Source organism: Labrys sp. HAY1-8F, from assembly GCF_056754975.1.
On sequence record NZ_JBPGWZ010000001.1, the window covers coordinates 1,599,356 to 1,614,732 of the forward strand.

General features: G+C 63.8%; 14 protein-coding genes. 2 read left to right on the top strand and 12 right to left on the bottom strand.

From position 1 onward, the window contains the following. From ACR9ZN_RS07390 to ACR9ZN_RS07420, 7 genes are all read right to left on the bottom strand, one after another. A complete protein-coding gene (locus tag ACR9ZN_RS07390; protein ID WP_481271792.1) occupies positions 1-807 on the bottom strand; it encodes a substrate-binding domain-containing protein in 807 nt (268 codons plus the stop codon). A 52-nt stretch (positions 808-859) separates the two neighbouring features. Beyond that, on the bottom strand, positions 860-1,348 hold the full coding sequence (locus ACR9ZN_RS07395; protein WP_434961313.1) for a c-type cytochrome, methanol metabolism-related: 489 nt from the start codon (positions 1,346-1,348) through the stop codon (positions 860-862). Between the two features lie 336 nt (positions 1,349-1,684). Next, complete coding sequence (gene xoxF5, locus ACR9ZN_RS07400; protein WP_481271793.1) at positions 1,685-3,487, bottom strand: lanthanide-dependent methanol dehydrogenase XoxF5; 1,803 nt, start codon at positions 3,485-3,487, stop codon at positions 1,685-1,687. Between the two features lie 353 nt (positions 3,488-3,840). Further along, a complete protein-coding gene (locus tag ACR9ZN_RS07405) occupies positions 3,841-4,734 on the bottom strand; it encodes a quinoprotein relay system zinc metallohydrolase 2 (RefSeq protein ID WP_481271794.1) in 894 nt (297 codons plus the stop codon). A gap of 114 nt (positions 4,735-4,848) precedes the next feature. Beyond that, positions 4,849-5,580: an ABC transporter ATP-binding protein gene (locus ACR9ZN_RS07410; RefSeq protein ID WP_454817035.1), complete on the bottom strand. Its 732-nt coding sequence runs from the start codon at positions 5,578-5,580 to the stop codon at positions 4,849-4,851. Further along, entirely contained in the window at positions 5,549-6,229 is a 681-nt protein-coding gene (locus ACR9ZN_RS07415; RefSeq protein ID WP_454819252.1) for an ABC transporter permease, read from the bottom strand. The genes ACR9ZN_RS07410 and ACR9ZN_RS07415 overlap by 32 nt, the downstream gene beginning before the upstream one ends. 89 nt (positions 6,230-6,318) lie before the next feature. Then, a complete protein-coding gene (locus ACR9ZN_RS07420; RefSeq protein WP_481271795.1) occupies positions 6,319-7,305 on the bottom strand; it encodes an ABC transporter substrate-binding protein in 987 nt (328 codons plus the stop codon). A 301-nt stretch (positions 7,306-7,606) separates the two neighbouring features. Between ACR9ZN_RS07420 and ACR9ZN_RS07425 the strand changes: the two genes are divergently transcribed. Next, entirely contained in the window at positions 7,607-7,993 is a 387-nt protein-coding gene (locus ACR9ZN_RS07425) for a c-type cytochrome (RefSeq protein WP_434960023.1), read from the top strand. 87 nt (positions 7,994-8,080) lie between these two features. On the opposite strand, the gene ACR9ZN_RS07430 is transcribed toward ACR9ZN_RS07425, so the two are convergent. Next, positions 8,081-9,391, bottom strand: a complete 1,311-nt coding sequence (locus ACR9ZN_RS07430) for an MFS transporter (protein WP_434960022.1) — start codon at positions 9,389-9,391, stop codon at positions 8,081-8,083. A 135-nt stretch (positions 9,392-9,526) separates the two neighbouring features. Continuing rightward, complete coding sequence (locus ACR9ZN_RS07435) at positions 9,527-10,192, bottom strand: helix-turn-helix transcriptional regulator (RefSeq protein ID WP_441771639.1); 666 nt, start codon at positions 10,190-10,192, stop codon at positions 9,527-9,529. Positions 10,193-10,326: 134 nt separating this feature from the next. On the opposite strand from ACR9ZN_RS07435, the gene ACR9ZN_RS07440 reads away from it, so the two are divergent. Continuing rightward, positions 10,327-11,523, top strand: coding sequence for an NAD(P)-binding domain-containing protein (locus ACR9ZN_RS07440; protein ID WP_481271796.1), 1,197 nt, complete (start codon positions 10,327-10,329; stop codon positions 11,521-11,523). Between the two features lie 129 nt (positions 11,524-11,652). Here the strand turns inward: ACR9ZN_RS07440 and ACR9ZN_RS07445 are convergent, their stop codons facing one another. From ACR9ZN_RS07445 to ACR9ZN_RS07455, 3 genes are all read right to left on the bottom strand, one after another. Further along, on the bottom strand, positions 11,653-13,887 hold the full coding sequence (locus tag ACR9ZN_RS07445; RefSeq protein ID WP_481271797.1) for a xanthine dehydrogenase family protein molybdopterin-binding subunit: 2,235 nt from the start codon (positions 13,885-13,887) through the stop codon (positions 11,653-11,655). Positions 13,888-13,901: 14 nt separating this feature from the next. Beyond that, entirely contained in the window at positions 13,902-14,354 is a 453-nt protein-coding gene (locus ACR9ZN_RS07450; RefSeq protein ID WP_481271798.1) for a (2Fe-2S)-binding protein, read from the bottom strand. Positions 14,355-14,814: 460 nt separating this feature from the next. Beyond that, positions 14,815-15,273, bottom strand: a complete 459-nt coding sequence (locus ACR9ZN_RS07455) for an Lrp/AsnC family transcriptional regulator (RefSeq protein ID WP_481271799.1) — start codon at positions 15,271-15,273, stop codon at positions 14,815-14,817. Positions 15,274-15,377: the final 104 nt, after the last annotated feature.

The window sequence follows — 15,377 nt, forward strand, 5'->3', positions numbered from 1 at the left end:
TCACTCCTGCATCTGCCCGGCGGCGAGATTGGGCCGCTCCGCCGGCAGGCTTTCGATGGAAACCCTGGGCACACCATAGTCGTCAAGCACCTGTTCGATGTCCTTTTGGCGTTTGCGGATAGCGGCGTTGAGCGTGTGCTTCCACTGCGTCTCGTTCGCCCGGATGCCGAAGGTGATGCGATAGGCCAGCAGGGGCCGCTCGCTCTCCTGCACGAGGGGAATGACCTTGAGCGGCACGCTGGCCTTGCCGGCGTAATAACCGGCGATCGGCCCCCACAGCAGGGCGCCATCAGTCGTCCCCGCGACGAGATCGTCGATCGCTTCCTTGCCCGCCGCATTATCCTGCTGATCCAGGGTCAGCCCGTAGCTCTTGGCCTTGTCGACCAGGCCAAGCCGCTGGAGGTGATCGACGGGCGGCGTCCCGGCGATGATGCCAAATCTGCGTCCTTTGAGGGCGGCATCCTCCAACTTGGTGACACCGGCAAGGGGTCCGGCCGCCTTGACCACGAGGACATAGGTCGATGCGTAATAGGGGTTGGTATGCTGCGTCAGATCGGAGCCCGATGCTGCCCCGATGATGACGTCGCACAGGCCCGTGCCCAACGTGTTGCGCACGAAGCCCATGCCCTGCTGCAGCCAGTAATACCGCACCGGCCGCTGCAACTCCCTGGCCACGATCTCGGCGATGCGGTTCTCGAACCCTTCCTGGCGGCGGTTCGAGAACGGCATGTTGGCCGGATCCGAGCATACGCGCAGATTGGCTTTGTCGACGAGTTCGGGCACCTGCTGGGCGCTGGCAGGATTCAAGCCGAACGCCAACCCGGCCAGGGCAAGTCCTGGCACGAGAAGCTGGCTGAACTCAATTCGCCATGCAGGCCGTTTCGGCATCCTTGGCACTCTGCGGCTTGGGGTCGTGTTTTTCGGGACGGACGCGCGCGAGTGCACCGTCGCTGCGCGCTCGCAGATAGACATAGATGTCATCAAGATAGCACATCACGTTCCGGTTCGTGCCGAAAGTGGGCATCACCTTCTGGCTTGACGTGCTGACATCCTTGCGGCCCTGCACCACGACGGTGGTGAACTGCTCATAGTTCATTTTTTTCAGGGAATCGGTGAGAGCCGGCGCATAGGTCGAACCCGCTCCGTCCGGGCCATGGCACACCGTGCATTCGGAATGATACCGCCGGTAACCGGAGAAAGTATACCAATCCACATTGCCATCTGCAGTAACGTTATAGGTTGGTGCACCCTCGGCATCGCTATATTTGCCATCCTCGCTGCTTGCCGGCTTGGCAGGATCGGCGAAGGCCGACGTCGCGGCAAAAAGGCTCAACGCCAGCGCCGTCAAGCCGAAGAGCGCGCTACGTTGAAGGGGGGCGGCGGGGCGGTTCCCGGTTTGTAATTTGATTGGATTGGCTTGGACAAGCAATCGTCTGTCTCCCACTCAGGGCGCAGGCCACCATTTCGCGGGCCGAACGGCACCGAAAACAGGCAGGCTCTGCTTTTGTCTGGCGAGGAGGCTGGAGGAAAGACGAAGCTTCCTCCAGCCTCAACTGGATGATCGACTAGAGTGTTTTGCGATTTGTCGACATCGACGAGAATCGCAAAGACGCCTCGAAGCAGCGAGCCAGAGCAAACACGCGTTCACGCTTGAACGCGCTTTGCTCTGGGTAGCCTCATCCACTCATGGCAGTGCGAACACCGTCAGCTGTCCGCCGAGCGCCGTGTAGCTGTTGAGGGCTGCATAGCCGCCAACGGCGCCCAGACCCGCATTCGGATCGGTCAGGCCTGCCGCCAGGCCGATACCGGCCCAGCCACCGACACCCGAGAGCACTGCGACATATTGCTTGCCCTTGTGGGTGTAGGTCATCACGTTGCCGATGATGCCGGAGGGGGTCTTGAACTTGTAGAGTTCCTTGCCCGTCTTGGCATCGATGGCCTTCAGATAGCCTTCCAGCGTGCCGTAGAACACGACGCCACCGGCGGTTGCGAGCGGTCCGGACCACACCGAGAACTGCTCGGGCAGCGACCACACGATCTTGCCCTTGGCAGCGTCCCAGGCGATGAAGTTGCCCATGCCGCCATGGCTGTTGGGGGCCGGATACATCGACAGAGTGGCGCCGACATAAGGCTGGCCCGGGGTGTAGCTCACCTTGAACGGCTCATAATCCATGCAGACATGGTTGGTCGGCACGTAGAAGAGACCGGTCTTGGGGGAATAGGCCATCGGCTGCTGGTCCTTGGAGCCGAGAGCGGCAGGGCATACGCCCTTGGTGTTGACGTCTTCGCCATTCTGTTCGGTCGAATATTTGGCCACGACCAGCGGACGACCATAGGTCTTGCTGTTCTTGTCCATGTCGACCTTGGTGGCCCAGTTCACCACCGGGTCATACTTTTCGGCGACCAGCAGCTCGCCCGTCTCGCGGTCGAGGGTGTAGCCGAAGCCGTTGCGGTCCAGATGGACCAGGGCCTTGCGCTCCTTGCCGTCGATCTTGAGATCAACCAGCGGAACTTCGTTGACGCCGTCATAGTCCCATTCGTCATGGGGCGTCATCTGATAGACCCACTTGGCCATGCCGGTGTCGGCGTCACGGGCGAAGATGGTCATCGACCACTTGTTGTCGCCGGGGCGCTGCTTGGGGTTCCAGGTCGAGGGATTGCCCGAACCATAATACACCAGGTTCAGCTTGGGATCATAGGAATACCAGCCCCAGGTACAGCCACCGCCGGTTTTCCATTGGTCGCCTTGCCAGGTCTTGATGCTGGAATCCTTGCCGATCGGCTTGCCGAGCTCGGTAGTCTTTTCCGGGTCGACCAGCATTTCATCGTCCGGGCCCATGGAATAGGCGCGCCAGGCTTGCTTGCCGGTTTTCAGGTCGTAGGCGGTGAGATGGCAACGCACGCCGAATTCACCACCGGAAATGCCGACGAGGAGCTTGTCCTTGACGGGCATGACGGTCGCCGTATTGGTTTCGCCCTTCTTGGGGTCGCCATTGACGACGGACCAGACCACCTTGCCGGTCTTGGCGTCGAGCGCCACCACCGTGGTGTCGGCCTGATGCAGGAACACCTTGCCGTCGGCATAAGCCAGACCGCGATTGACGGTGTCACAGCACATCACGGGAATGACGTTGGGATCCTGTTTGGGATCGTAACGCCAGATGATCTTGCCTTCATTGTTGAGATCGAGGGCGAAGACCGTGTTGGGAAAAGGCGTATGGACATACATGATGTCGCCGACCACGAGCGGGGCCCCTTCATGGCCGCGCAGGACGCCCGTCGAGAAGGTCCAGGAGACCTGGAGCTTTTTGACGTTTTCCGAGGTTATCTGGTCGAGCTTCGAATATCGTGTGTTCGCATAATCGCCGGTCTGCAGCACCCACTGGTTGGGATCCTGAGTCAGCTTCTGGACTTCATCATTGGCGTAGGCCTGCGCGCCAAAAAACAGCGAGCAGACCACGCCCAGCCACGCTATCAGTTTTTTCATTGGGCTTCCTCCGAGTGGCCACACGCATGCCGTCCCGCCGGACCACATGCCGAACTTGAATGTCGTTCTTCTAGCCTTGGGGATACCTCGTCTCTTCGACAGCGTGTCACAGCCGGCGATTTCGCCTCGGAGCCATAGGCATAAGCCGCTGGCTTTCGAATCGACACTGCGATCCCCATCACGGTGCCGTTGGAAGTCGAAGATGTATTACCTTATGCAACGGGTTCAGTTCATGCAAGATTTGACTGACATACCATTAGATTTATTTTTACCTTATTATGATGCACCGCATCATCTTCTGCGTGCAGCGCAAAATAACGATGGTACTATACGGTGCCCCAGCAGGTCGTCGCCTACTCCCATTCCAGCTCTCGATAGGCGCTTGTCGCATTCCGAACATTGAAGTCGTCGAACAACTGCCAGTTGCCGCGTTCCGACTGCGCCGCCTCCTTCACGGCCTCTTGCAGGGGCCGACCCTGGGCAATCATGGTGCGCAAATCGTCCCGCAGGCGCTCGAGGTAGCGAACCATGGCGTCGGCCGCGCCCGGCCAGGCCATCGCCGCCGGCCCGTGCCCCGGCACGACGCGCGCGGCCTGCCGCGATCGCAGTGTACCGATCACGGCAAGCCAGCCATTGAGACTACCGTCGAGGGCAGGTACATGGCCCGAGAAAAGCAGGTCTCCGAGAAACCAGGTGCCGGTCTTCTCGTCCATCACGGTGAGATCGGTGTTGGTATGCGCGGTCGGCCAGGCCTCGAGCAGGAGGCGGCGCCCGCCGAGATCCAGTGCGAGACGATCCTTCACCAGCAAAGTGGGAGGGATCGCCTCGGTCCCGGCAAAGGCGTTCTCACCGATCAGCCTGCGGGTCGCCGAAAGATAGGTGTCGGCGCGCGCTGCCAGAGCCTCCGGCAGATTGGCATGACCGACGATCACCGCGCCGGGCAGACGGAATGCGGCATTGCCGAGCAGATGGTCAGGGTGAACGTGGGTATCGATGACATAGCGGATGGGCTTGTCGGTGCGGGCACGAATGGCCGCCAGCAAGGCAAGACCCGCCTGCTTCGAACCACCGGTATCGATGACCGCGACCGCTTCGCCGCCAACGACGAAGCCGGCATTGCCGATGGCATCGCTATTGCCCGGCGCGGCAAGTTCATGCGGTGCTGCAAAGACGAAGACACCCTCCGCCACCTCGGTCACCGGCAAGGGCGGCGGCGTTTGCGCGAGGGCCGCGCTCGTCGCGAACACAAAGTAAATTGCCAACAAAAAGATCTGTACGACGAGCCGGCGCACCACCTCATAGTCTCCCACATCAGGCGCCGCGGCTGGGGACCGCGGACGACACGCCTTGTTATAAGGGCATCACAGGCCGAAGCGGCGGGCAAATTCGCGATGCCGCTCCTCGATCCAGGCCGAATGGCGGTCCTCGCGCGCCTCGCCGATCACCACCTCATGCAGGATGCGGGTGGGGCGGTGGCTCAGAAACAGCAGCCGGTCAGCGAGCCCGATCGCCTCGCGCACATTATGGGTGACCATCAGGACCGTGATGCGATGATGGGCGACTGCCGCCAGCAGGCCGGCTCGCAGGTCGGCGGCGGCCTTGTCGTCGAGCGATACGAAGGGCTCGTCCAGCACCAGCAATTGCGGTTCCAGCGCCAGAGCCCGGGCCAGCGAAACACGGCGCTGCAGGCCGAGCGACAGCGCATGCGGATAATGGCTGCGCCACTCCAAAAGGCCGAGCCGCCCGAACAGGTCGTCGAGACTACGCCGGCGCTGCACGGGCGGCAGGGCAATCCGGATGTTCTGCTCCACCGTCCGCCAGGGCAGCAGGCGCGGTTCCTGAAAGGTCACGCCAACAGTCAGTGTCTCGATTTCCGGCTCCACCCTGCCCTCGAAGCCACGGTCAAGGCCGAGCAGGATCTTCAAGGCCGTGGTCTTGCCGCAGCCGGAGGGACCGATCAGGCAGGCAAACTCGCCGAATGCCAGCGACAGGCCGAAATCCCTGACAGCCTCCACCGCCCTGCCGCGATCATCGCGGTAGACCTTGCTGGCGATATGCACGTCAAGCAAGGGCGGGACGCCAGCGTCGGGCATGCTTTTCCAGGGGCTGCAACAGGAGGAACTCGATGGCAAGCATGACGCAGGTGAAGGCAAGAGCATAGCCCAGCACCGCCGTGACATCGGAAAGCTGGAAATAGAGCGAAATGGCGTAGCCCACGCCCGAGGAACGGCCGAGCAATTCGACCAACAGCACGATCTTCCAGACCAGCGACAGGCCGGAGCGCGCCGCGGCCGCGACATAGGGCGCCAGTTGCGGCAGCAGAACATGGCGCAGCCAAGTTACGGCCGAGAACCGATAGACCCGGCTCATCTCCTCCAGATCACGATCGAGCGCCCGCGTCCCCTCGCGCAGCACCACGATGACATTGGGGATCTTGTTGAGGGCCACCGCCGTCACCGCAGCGGCCTCCGTCAAGCCGAGCCAGATGTAGCACAGCACCGCGATCACCAGGGCCGGCATGTTGAGCAGCACCAGCAGCCAGACGTCGAAAGCCGCATTGGCCCGGCGCCAGCGGCCGAGAGCGACGCCGATGATACTGCCGATCAGCATGGCCACGCCAAAGGCGGCGGCTACCCGCCACAGCGTGATGCCGACATTGGCGATGAGGTCTCCGCGCTGCGTCTCAGCGACGATGAAGGCGAACACCGCGCCCGGCGAGGGCAGCAGCGGCCCGTTCGCCATCCTGGCAGCGACCTCCCAGATCACGAGCAAGGCGAGCAGCGAGACCAGCCGGGCCACAACGCCCGCCAGACGCCCCAGACCCGATGCCGTCAGCGCCCCGTCCAATAGAGCCCCTCCGGAAGAGCGGCGGTCTTGCCGACCAGTTTCTCGCCACCGAGCTTGGCCAGCATGGCATAGAGCTTGGCTGCATCGGCGCGCTCCTCCTCGACGGAACGGCTGGGAATGCCGGCGATGAAACTCCGCTTCAGGACACCGTAGGTTGCCTCGTCATCGGCCTGCATCAAGGGTCGAAGCTGTGTCCATAGCGCCTCCTGGCTGGCCAGCGCCTGCTTGGCCTGCCGCGATATGCGGGCAAAGGCCGAGATCTTCTCATCGGCCTGTGCATCGCCACGCTTGAAGACATAGCCGACGAAGGAAAGCGGCCCCTCGACGCCGAAGGATCTTGCGACCTCGTCGGCACCGATCAGGCGCTTGTAGCCCTTGGCCTCGAGCCGCGCGCAGAAGTTCCAGTAGAGCAGGGCAGCATCGAGTTCCCCTTGTTCCAGCTTCATGCTCAGCAAGGGGGGCGCCCCGAACACCGGCATGGCCGCCTTGGCAAGATCGAGACCGGCCTGATGCTGCGCGTAGGCCTGCAGCATGATCCAGCTCTTGTCGAGCGCTCCGCCGGCCACACCGATGCGCTTGCCGGCAAGATCGGCCACGGTGGCAATCGTCGAGTTCGGCGCCCGCATCACCGCGCCCTCCGATGCCGAGAAAGGCAGGAAGACGATATCGCGCCCCTCGCCGCGCATGCGCGCCGCCCAGAGCAGATCCGACACGATGCTGTCGACGGCATCGCCCAGAAAAGCGATCCGCGACGCATCGTTTGAGGCAAGCTTGAGCGGATCGATCGCCAGACCCGCGGCCTTGTCCAGGCCGAGCGCCCGGATGGCGGCGAGTTCCCATTCGACGGTGCCGAAGGACAGGACACCGAGGCGCAGCGGCGGCAATTGCGCCTGGGCCGTGCCGATGCCGCCTAGAAAACTCGCGCCCAGCCCTGCACCCGCAAGCGCGAAAAATTGTCGCCGCTTCATCATTACCATAACCCGGAACCGGAGCGGATCATCATGGGCCCATCCCCATCATATTGCTTCTGAAAAGACCGCTGCTGCCGAATCGGGAGTGACCCGATTGCACCCGCCCGCAAGCACGTATCCTCCCTGTGCAGATAATATCTATTCTTGACAAGCAGTGTGGTCATCATTCTTCATGCTGTCCAGTCACTTTACGTTGCGCCTAGACTGATTCACAACGCAGCATGACACATGAAGAATAAAATAAGCAGAAATTAAGCTTAATCTTCAATGACCTTGGATGAACGGTCGAAAGGGAGAGAAAATGCGACAGGTCGCCGTTGGAATTCTTGCCTCTATCCTGATATCGAGTGCCGCCTTCGCGCAAGATGCGGCGCTCGGTGAAAAAGTCTTCATCAAGTGTAAAGTCTGCCATCAGGTTGGAGAAACTGCCAAGAACGCCGTCGGCCCCGAGTTGAACGGAGTAATCGGTCGCAAATCGGGATCCATTGACAGTTATACCTATTCTCCGGCAATGAAGAGCGCCGGCCTGACCTGGGCCGAGGACACTCTCTCAGAATATCTTAAGAACCCAAAACAGAAGGTGCCCGGCAACAAGATGGCCTTTGTCGGCCTGTCGAAGCCGGACGACATCGCCAATGTCATCGCCTTTCTCAAGCAGTTCGATGCCAGCGGCAAGAAGGCACCTTGAGGGCCCCGATGCCCGTTCCGCACCGATACTGCAACCGGTGGCAAGCGGGATCGGGCCATGACCCTCCCGCCGGCCGCGCGGTACCCGTCATTCGGCGGCCACGAATTCCGTTTTCGAATCATGGCCCAGTCCCAGCACCAGCAGGGCCGAGACGAGCGGCAGGAGCGATAGCGCCAGCAGCCCCATGGCGGTGCCTCCCGTCTGGTCCTTGAACCAGCCGATCAGATAGGGTCCGCCAAAGCCGGCGAGATTGCCGATCGAATTGATCAATGCGATGCCGGCCGCAGCCGATGCCCCGCTCAGAAAGGCTGTCGGCAAGGTCCAGAACAGGGAGAAGGTGCAGAACACGCCGATGGCCGCCACCGTCAGCGCGATCATGGTCAGGACGGGATCGGTGAGCGTGCTGGCCGCGGCCAGGGACAAGGCGATCAGGAAGAGTGGCAGAGCGACATGCCAGACCCGTTCGCGGACGCGGTCCGAGTGCTGCGCCCACAGGATCATGGCAACCGAGCCGAACACATAGGGGATCGCCGTCACGAAGCCGGTCTGGATATTGCTGAGGCCGAAGGCCTTCACGATCTGCGGCAGCCAGAACTGCATGCCATAGAGCGCCCCGACGAAGCCGAAATAGACCAGGCTCAACACGAGAACCTTGGGCGAGGCCAAGGCCTGGCGCAGGCCCAGATGATGGGCGGCCTGCTTGGCGGCCTCTTCCCGTTCCAGGCGGTCGGAGAGCCACCTTTTCTGCTCTGGGCTGAGCCAGCCGGCGGCCGCTGGCCGGTCGGTGAGATAAAACCAGGTCACGATGCCCAGAAGGGCCGCCGGAATACCTTCGAGGATGAAGAGCCATTGCCAGCCTTTCAGGCCGCCGATGCCGTCCATGCCGAGCAGATAGCCGGAAATCGGCGCGCCGATCATGGTCGATACCGGCACGGCGACGGCGAAGGCCGCGAGAATGCGGGCGCGATATTTGGCCGGGTACCAATAGGTCAGATAGAGGATGATGCCCGGAAAGAAGCCGGCCTCCGCCACGCCGAGCAGGAAACGCAACACGTAAAAACTCACCGGTCCCGCGACCAGCGCCATCAGCGCGGAGATGATGCCCCAGCTGATCATGATGCGGGCGATCCACCGGCTTGCGCCGACCTTGTGCAGGATGACGTTGCTGGGCACTTCGAAGAGGAAATAGCCGATGAAGAAGATGCCGGCGCCCCAGCTGAACACCAAAGGCGAGAATTTCAGCTCGTCATTCATGGTCAAGGCGGCAAAGCCGAGATTGACGCGGTCGAGATAGGCCAGGAGATAGGCCAGCATCAGGAACGGCAGCAGCCGCCAGGACACGGCCCGCACGGTCGACGCTTCCAGCGCACTCCCCTCTTGTTCCGACATGACGCTCATCGGCCTTTCCTTCCCATTACCGCCGAGCGGTCTTTACGGCCATCCTGAACAGCGGATGGCAACGTGCCGCTCTTTCCATCGCAGACCTACCACCCGTCTCGCGACACCGCGAGACAATGTGGGCGCAACGCCTCACTATCCTTCCTGTCGGATACGATAGGCGCAGCGCCGGGCACCATGGACGATGTGCTCGGTTCGCTCCACCGAGCATTGCGGCCCCAGCATTTCGCGGAAAATCGCGAGTTCCGAGCGGCAGAAGCCCTGGCAGGCCGTGGCAGCCGCGCAGATGGGACAATGGTTTTCGATGAGGATCCAACCCGCGCCATCCTCGGCGGGGCGCTGCTCGGCCATGTAGCCCTCGCGCGTGCGAATCTCGGCGAGCGCGGCAATACGGGCCTCGGGGCCCTCGACCGGGCCAAGCTCGGCCCGGTAGGCCGCGCGCATCTCGTCCTCGCGCGCCGCGATCAGGCGTTCGAGCGCCTCGGGTCCGAGCAGGTCGCGGACATTGCGCAGCAGATTCACCGTCAGCTCGGCATGGGTATCGGGGAAGCGGCCATGCCCCTGCGCCGTCAGGCGCCAGAACTGGGAGGGCCGGCCGACGCCCCTGGCGACAGATTCGGTCTCGACCAGGCCTTCGGCGGCGAGCTTCATCAATTGCTGGCGGGCGTTCTCGCCAGTCGTGCCGATCGCCTGGCCGAGCTCGGCCGCCGTCTGCTGTCCCCTTGTCTTCAGGAGAAGCAACAGGCGATCGGGTCCCGAGCGCGCTTGCAGGCTCGAATTTTCCAGCTCAGGCGTCGACATGGTCCTCTGCGGGTTATATTCAAAGCGTCAGCTTGCTTTATATGAACTCGGGCAACGGGATGCAATCTCGCCGACGGTTCGGGGCCCGTTTCCACCCTCTTGAATTCCGGGAACCCGGCCTCCACTCTCGCAGCATGGCTGAGCATGATGAAGAGGGGGCGAATGCCGCTTCGCCCCCCGCCGATCCGACAACCGCGCGGGACGTCCACCTCGCCTACAAGGTGGACATCGTCGTGATCGGCGCCGGCCAGGCCGGGCTGTCGAGCGCCTATCATCTGCACGAGCTCGGCCTGCCGGCGGGGCGCGGTTTTCTGGTGCTCGACAAGGCGCCCGCACCGGGCGGGGCCTGGCAATATCGCTGGCCGTCCTTGACGCTGAGCACCGTCAACCGCGTGCACGACCTGCCCGGCATGGCCTTTGCCGAAATCATCGATCCCGGCCTCACCGAGGTGCCGGCAGCGCAAGCGGTGCCGCGCTATTACGAGGCCTATGAGCGCAAATTCGAGCTGCCCATCTATCGTCCGGTGATGGTCAAGGTCGTCTGCGAGCGCGGCGGCCGCTTCCGGGTCGAGACGGACCGGGAGACCTTTTCGGCCCGCGGCCTCATCAACGCGACCGGCACCTGGGAGACGCCCTATATTCCCGACACTCCCGGCCGGGAGAGCTTCAGCGGGCGGCAACTCCACACCCGCGACTACCAGACCGCCGAAGCCTTCGCCGGCCAGCGCGTCCTGGTGGTCGGCGGCGGCATCTCGGCCGTGCAGATCCTCGACGAGATCTCGCGCGTGACCGAGACGATCTGGGTGACCCGACGCGAGCCGCAATTCCGCGAGCGCCCCTTCACGCCCGAGGACGGACGGGCGGCCGTCGCCATCGTCGAGGACCGGGTGCGGCGCGGCCTCATCCCCGGCTCCATCGTCTCGGTCACCGGCCTGCCCCTCACCCCGGCCCTGAGGGCCGCGCGCGAGCGGGGCGTGCTGGCGCGCCGGCCGATGTTCAGCGCGATCACGCAGGACGGCGTGCGCTGGGCCGATGGCAGCGAGGAAAAGGTCGACGTCATCCTGTGGTGCACCGGCTTTCGCTCGTCGCTCGACCATCTGGCGCCGCTGCAGATCCGCGAGGACGATGGCGGCATCGTGATGACCGGCCGCCTGGCCACGCAGGTCGCCCGGGACCCACGCATCCATCTCGTTGGCTACGGTCCCTCGGCCTCGACCATCGGCGCCAATCGCGCCGGCGCCGCGGCGGCCCAGGAGCTGACGGCGACATTGGGGATCGGCGGTATAAGCCCCAATCCCTTACCCTCCCCTGGAGGGAGAGGGTCGGCCTGAAAGGCCGGGGTGGGATGCAGAAACACGGATCGTGACCATAGAAACAGGTCTTTTTCCGAAGAAGTCACCCCACCCCGAGGCTTCGCCTCAACCCTCCCCCTACAGGGGAGGGTAAGGCAGGTCGCAGTCTCACCCGGTCTTCAGCGCATCCGTGTCGATCGGCAGGGTGCGTATGCGCTTGCCGGTCGCGGCGAAGACGGCGTTGGCGACGGCCGGGCCGACGGCGACGGTCGCCGTCTCCCCGATGCCGCCAGGGGCCTCGGCGCTCTTGACCAGATGGGTTTCCACCACCGGCACCTCGTCGATACGCATGGGCAGATAGGTGTCGAAATTGCCCTGCTCCACCCGGCCGTCCTTCAAGGTGATGGCGCCGTGCAGCGCCGCCGTGAGGCCGAAGATCGCGCCACCCTCGACCTGCGCGGCGATGGTGTCCGGGTTGACCTGCAGGCCGCAATCGACGGCGCAGGTGAGGCGATGCACCTTGAGCGAGCCGTCTGCGGCCGTCTCGACTTCAGCCACCATCGACATGAAGCTGCCGAAGGCGAACTGCACGGAGACGCCGCGCCCGCGCCCCTTGGGCAGGGGCTTGCCCCAGCCCGCCTTCTCGGCCGCCAGCGTGAGCACGCCGAGCGCCCGCGGGTTGTTGGCGAGCAGTTCCTTGCGATAGGCGACCGGATCTGCCTTGGCCGCGGCGGCCAGCTCGTCCATGAAGCTCTCGACCACGAAGACGTTGTGCGTCGGCCCGACGCCGCGCCACCAGGAAGTCGGGATGCCCGGCGGTTCGACCCGGACATAGTCGACATGGATGTTGGGCAGGGCATAGGGCGGTTCGGCCGCCGCCTCCACCGCATCGGAATCGATGCCGTCCTTGAAGGCCGGCGGGAAGTAGCGCGCCAGGATCGAAGAGCCGGCGATGCGATGGGTCCAGGCCACCGGCTTACCGGAAGCATCGAGCCCCGCCGACATCCGGTCGAAATAATAGGGCCGGTACATGTCGTGCTGGATGTCTTCCTCGCGGCTCCAGATCACCTTCACAGGCCCATCGACCTGCTGGGCCACCTTGACGGCGCGCGCCACGCCATCGGCCTCCAGCCGGCGCCCGAAGCCGCCGCCGATGAGGTGGTTGTAGACCTTGACCTTGTCCTTGGGCAGGCCGGTGATCTCGGCCGCGACCGCCTGCGCCATGGTGGGCACCTGCGTGCCGACCCAGACATCGCAGCCATCCTTGCGCACATGCACGGTGCAGTTCATCGGCTCCATGGCGGCATGGGCGAGGAAGGGCACCTGGTAGATGGCTTCGAGCTTTTTGGCGGCGCCGGCGAGCGCCTTGGCGGTGTCGCCCTCGTTGCGGGCCACCGCGCCCGGCTGCTTGGAGGCCTCGGTGAGCTGGCTGACGATTCCGGCGCTGTCGACCTTGGCGTTCGGCCCGTCGTCCCAGGTGATGTTGGCGGCGGCGAGGCCCTTCTTGGCCGCACCCATATGGTCGGCGATCACGGCGACGGCATCGTCGGTCTTGACCACCTGGCGCACGCCCTTGACGGCCAGCACCGCCTTGTCGTCCACGGATTTGGGCTTGCCGCCGAACACCGGCGAAATGGCGATGGCGGCGACCTTCATGGCCGGCAGCTTGACGTCGATGCCGAACTCGGCCTTGCCGACCACCTTGTCCGGCGTATCCAGCCGCTTGGCCGGCGTGCCCAGCAGCTTGAAATCCTTGGGGTCCTTGAGGGTGATGCTCTCGGGCTTGGGCACCGGCATGGTCGCGGCGTCGTCGGCGAGCTCGCCGTAGCCGAGCGTCGCATTGCTGGCCGGATTGAGCACGGCGCCGTCGCGGGCCGTCAGCTTGGCCGCGTCGACGTTCCAGCGCTTGGCGGCGGCGGCGATCAGCATGGTGCGGGCGGCCGCGCCGGCCTGCCGCAAGGGCTGCCAGAAGGCGCGTATGGTGGTGGAGCCGCCCGTCGCCTGGCTGCCGAGCAGGGCATTGCCATAGAGCTTGTCGTCGGGCGGGGAATGTTCGAGCTTGACCTGGTGGAGGCCGACCTCCAGCTCCTCGGCCAGCAGCATGGCCTGGGCGGTATAGACGCCCTGGCCCATCTCGACCATCGGCATCACCAGCGTGACCAGGCCCTGCCTGTCGATGCGGATGAAGGCATTGGGCGCGAAGTCCTTGGCTTCGGCCGCGGCGACCGGCGATCCGGCCAGCGGCGGCAAAGCGAGTGTGAGAACGAAGCCGCCGCCGATGGCGGCTCCCGCCTTCAGGAAGGCGCGGCGATCGAGGTCTTTGTTTTGACGCGTTTTCTTAATCGAAAAGTCTGTCAACTTTTCTGGAAAACGCTGTTGGCGTGTATCGGTACCGTCGGGCATGATCCCTTCCTCCCTCAAGCAGCGGCGTGATGGATGGCGGCGCGGATACGCTGATAGGTGCCGCAGCGGCAGACATTGCCGGACATGGCGGCATCGATGTCCTCATCGCTCGGCTTGGGCGTGGCGGCGAGCAGGGCCGCGGCCGACATCAGCTGGCCGGACTGGCAATAGCCGCACTGCACCACTTCGAGATCGAGCCAGGCCTTCTGCAAGGCCTTGCCCTGCGCGGTCTGCCCGATCGCCTCGATGGTGGTGACGGCGCTCTCGCCGACGCTTTCCAGCGGCGTGACGCAGGAACGGACAGCCGTGCCGTCGACATGCACGGTGCAGGCACCGCACAAGGCGGCACCGCAGCCGAACTTGGTGCCGGTCATGCCCAAAATGTCACGCAGCACCCATAAAAGCGGCGTGTCGCCATCGGCATCGATGGTGTGAGCGGTTCCGTTGATCTTGATGGTATAGGCCATGGCAGTCTCCCGCGAGTCGGAAGGGCATATCCCCTCCTTGGAGCGATTCCAGACAATCAGCCTAGGCCTGTCGGGGCAAGGGTTCAATCGATCACAAGCCGGTGTGGGCTTTGGGGCACCCGCATGGCGGGTAGATAGGCCCGACACCTCCCGCAGTCAGGGAGCGCAACCTTGCCCAGTAGCGCACGACCAGCCTTCTCCACGAAGTGGTCTTTGCGTTTCTGAAAGAAATGCATGAGGTGGCCCGGCGAAGCCGGGTCGGACGGGGTGTGGTGTGCAGCGCGATGCCCTACGACAACTGGCACAACGGTCGTGCCAATCCCTCGATCCGAGTTGCGCTGCCCGCCACACCCCATCCGTCATTGCTTCGCAATGACACCTTCCCCACTTTGTGGAGAAGGCTGGTTGCGCCTTGTTCTGTTGGGGCACCGAGGCGACCACGACAGCCCGCTGCCCCGTCTCACACGCTGCTCAGCAGCAGGCTCGTCTCGCTGTTCGACACCCCGTCGATCAGCCGGACCTCGCGCAGCACGCGGTCGAATTCGGCCAGGCTCGCGGCGCGGATGTTGGCGACGAGGTCCCAGTTACCGTTGGTGGTGTGCAAGGTGTGCACCTCCGGCAGGCCGCGCAGCTTGCGGATGACCTGCGTGGTCGACTTGCCGACCACCTCGATCATCATCACCGCATGCACGGCGTTCATGTCGTAATCCTCGCGGACGCGGGCGGTGAAGCCGAGCAGCGTGCCAGTCTCGATCAGGCGGTCGAGCCGGTTCTGCACGGTGCCGCGCGCCACGCCCAGGGCATCGGCAAGCTTGGAAAGGGAGGCCCGGCCATCGGTGCGCAGATGCGCGATGATGCCGCGGTCGAGTGCATCGGGAATATATTTGACCGTTTCGGTGTCCCGGCCCGTCACTGACATTTTTCTCAACCCGACCTAGCAATCTGTATAATCTGTTGACGGATTTAACACAGGATTGCGATTTCGGTGAACATTCGTACGGCCTACAACTGGAAGCAACAGTG

Excerpts from the sequence above, each read along its gene's own strand:
- xoxF5 (WP_481271793.1), bottom strand. The coding sequence starts at position 3,487 with ATGAAAAAACTGATAGCGTGGCTGGGCGTGGTCTGCTCGCTGTTTTTT.
- ACR9ZN_RS07410 (WP_454817035.1), bottom strand. The coding sequence starts at position 5,580 with ATGCCCGACGCTGGCGTCCCGCCCTTGCTTGACGTGCATATCGCCAGC.
- ACR9ZN_RS07415 (WP_454819252.1), bottom strand. The coding sequence starts at position 6,229 with ATGGCGAACGGGCCGCTGCTGCCCTCGCCGGGCGCGGTGTTCGCCTTC.
- ACR9ZN_RS07420 (WP_481271795.1), bottom strand. The coding sequence starts at position 7,305 with ATGATGAAGCGGCGACAATTTTTCGCGCTTGCGGGTGCAGGGCTGGGC.
- ACR9ZN_RS07425 (WP_434960023.1), top strand. The coding sequence starts at position 7,607 with ATGCGACAGGTCGCCGTTGGAATTCTTGCCTCTATCCTGATATCGAGT.
- ACR9ZN_RS07430 (WP_434960022.1), bottom strand. The coding sequence starts at position 9,391 with ATGAGCGTCATGTCGGAACAAGAGGGGAGTGCGCTGGAAGCGTCGACC.
- ACR9ZN_RS07435 (WP_441771639.1), bottom strand. The coding sequence starts at position 10,192 with ATGTCGACGCCTGAGCTGGAAAATTCGAGCCTGCAAGCGCGCTCGGGA.
- ACR9ZN_RS07440 (WP_481271796.1), top strand. The coding sequence starts at position 10,327 with ATGGCTGAGCATGATGAAGAGGGGGCGAATGCCGCTTCGCCCCCCGCC.
- ACR9ZN_RS07445 (WP_481271797.1), bottom strand. The coding sequence starts at position 13,887 with ATGCCCGACGGTACCGATACACGCCAACAGCGTTTTCCAGAAAAGTTG.
- ACR9ZN_RS07450 (WP_481271798.1), bottom strand. The coding sequence starts at position 14,354 with ATGGCCTATACCATCAAGATCAACGGAACCGCTCACACCATCGATGCC.
- ACR9ZN_RS07455 (WP_481271799.1), bottom strand. The coding sequence starts at position 15,273 with ATGTCAGTGACGGGCCGGGACACCGAAACGGTCAAATATATTCCCGAT.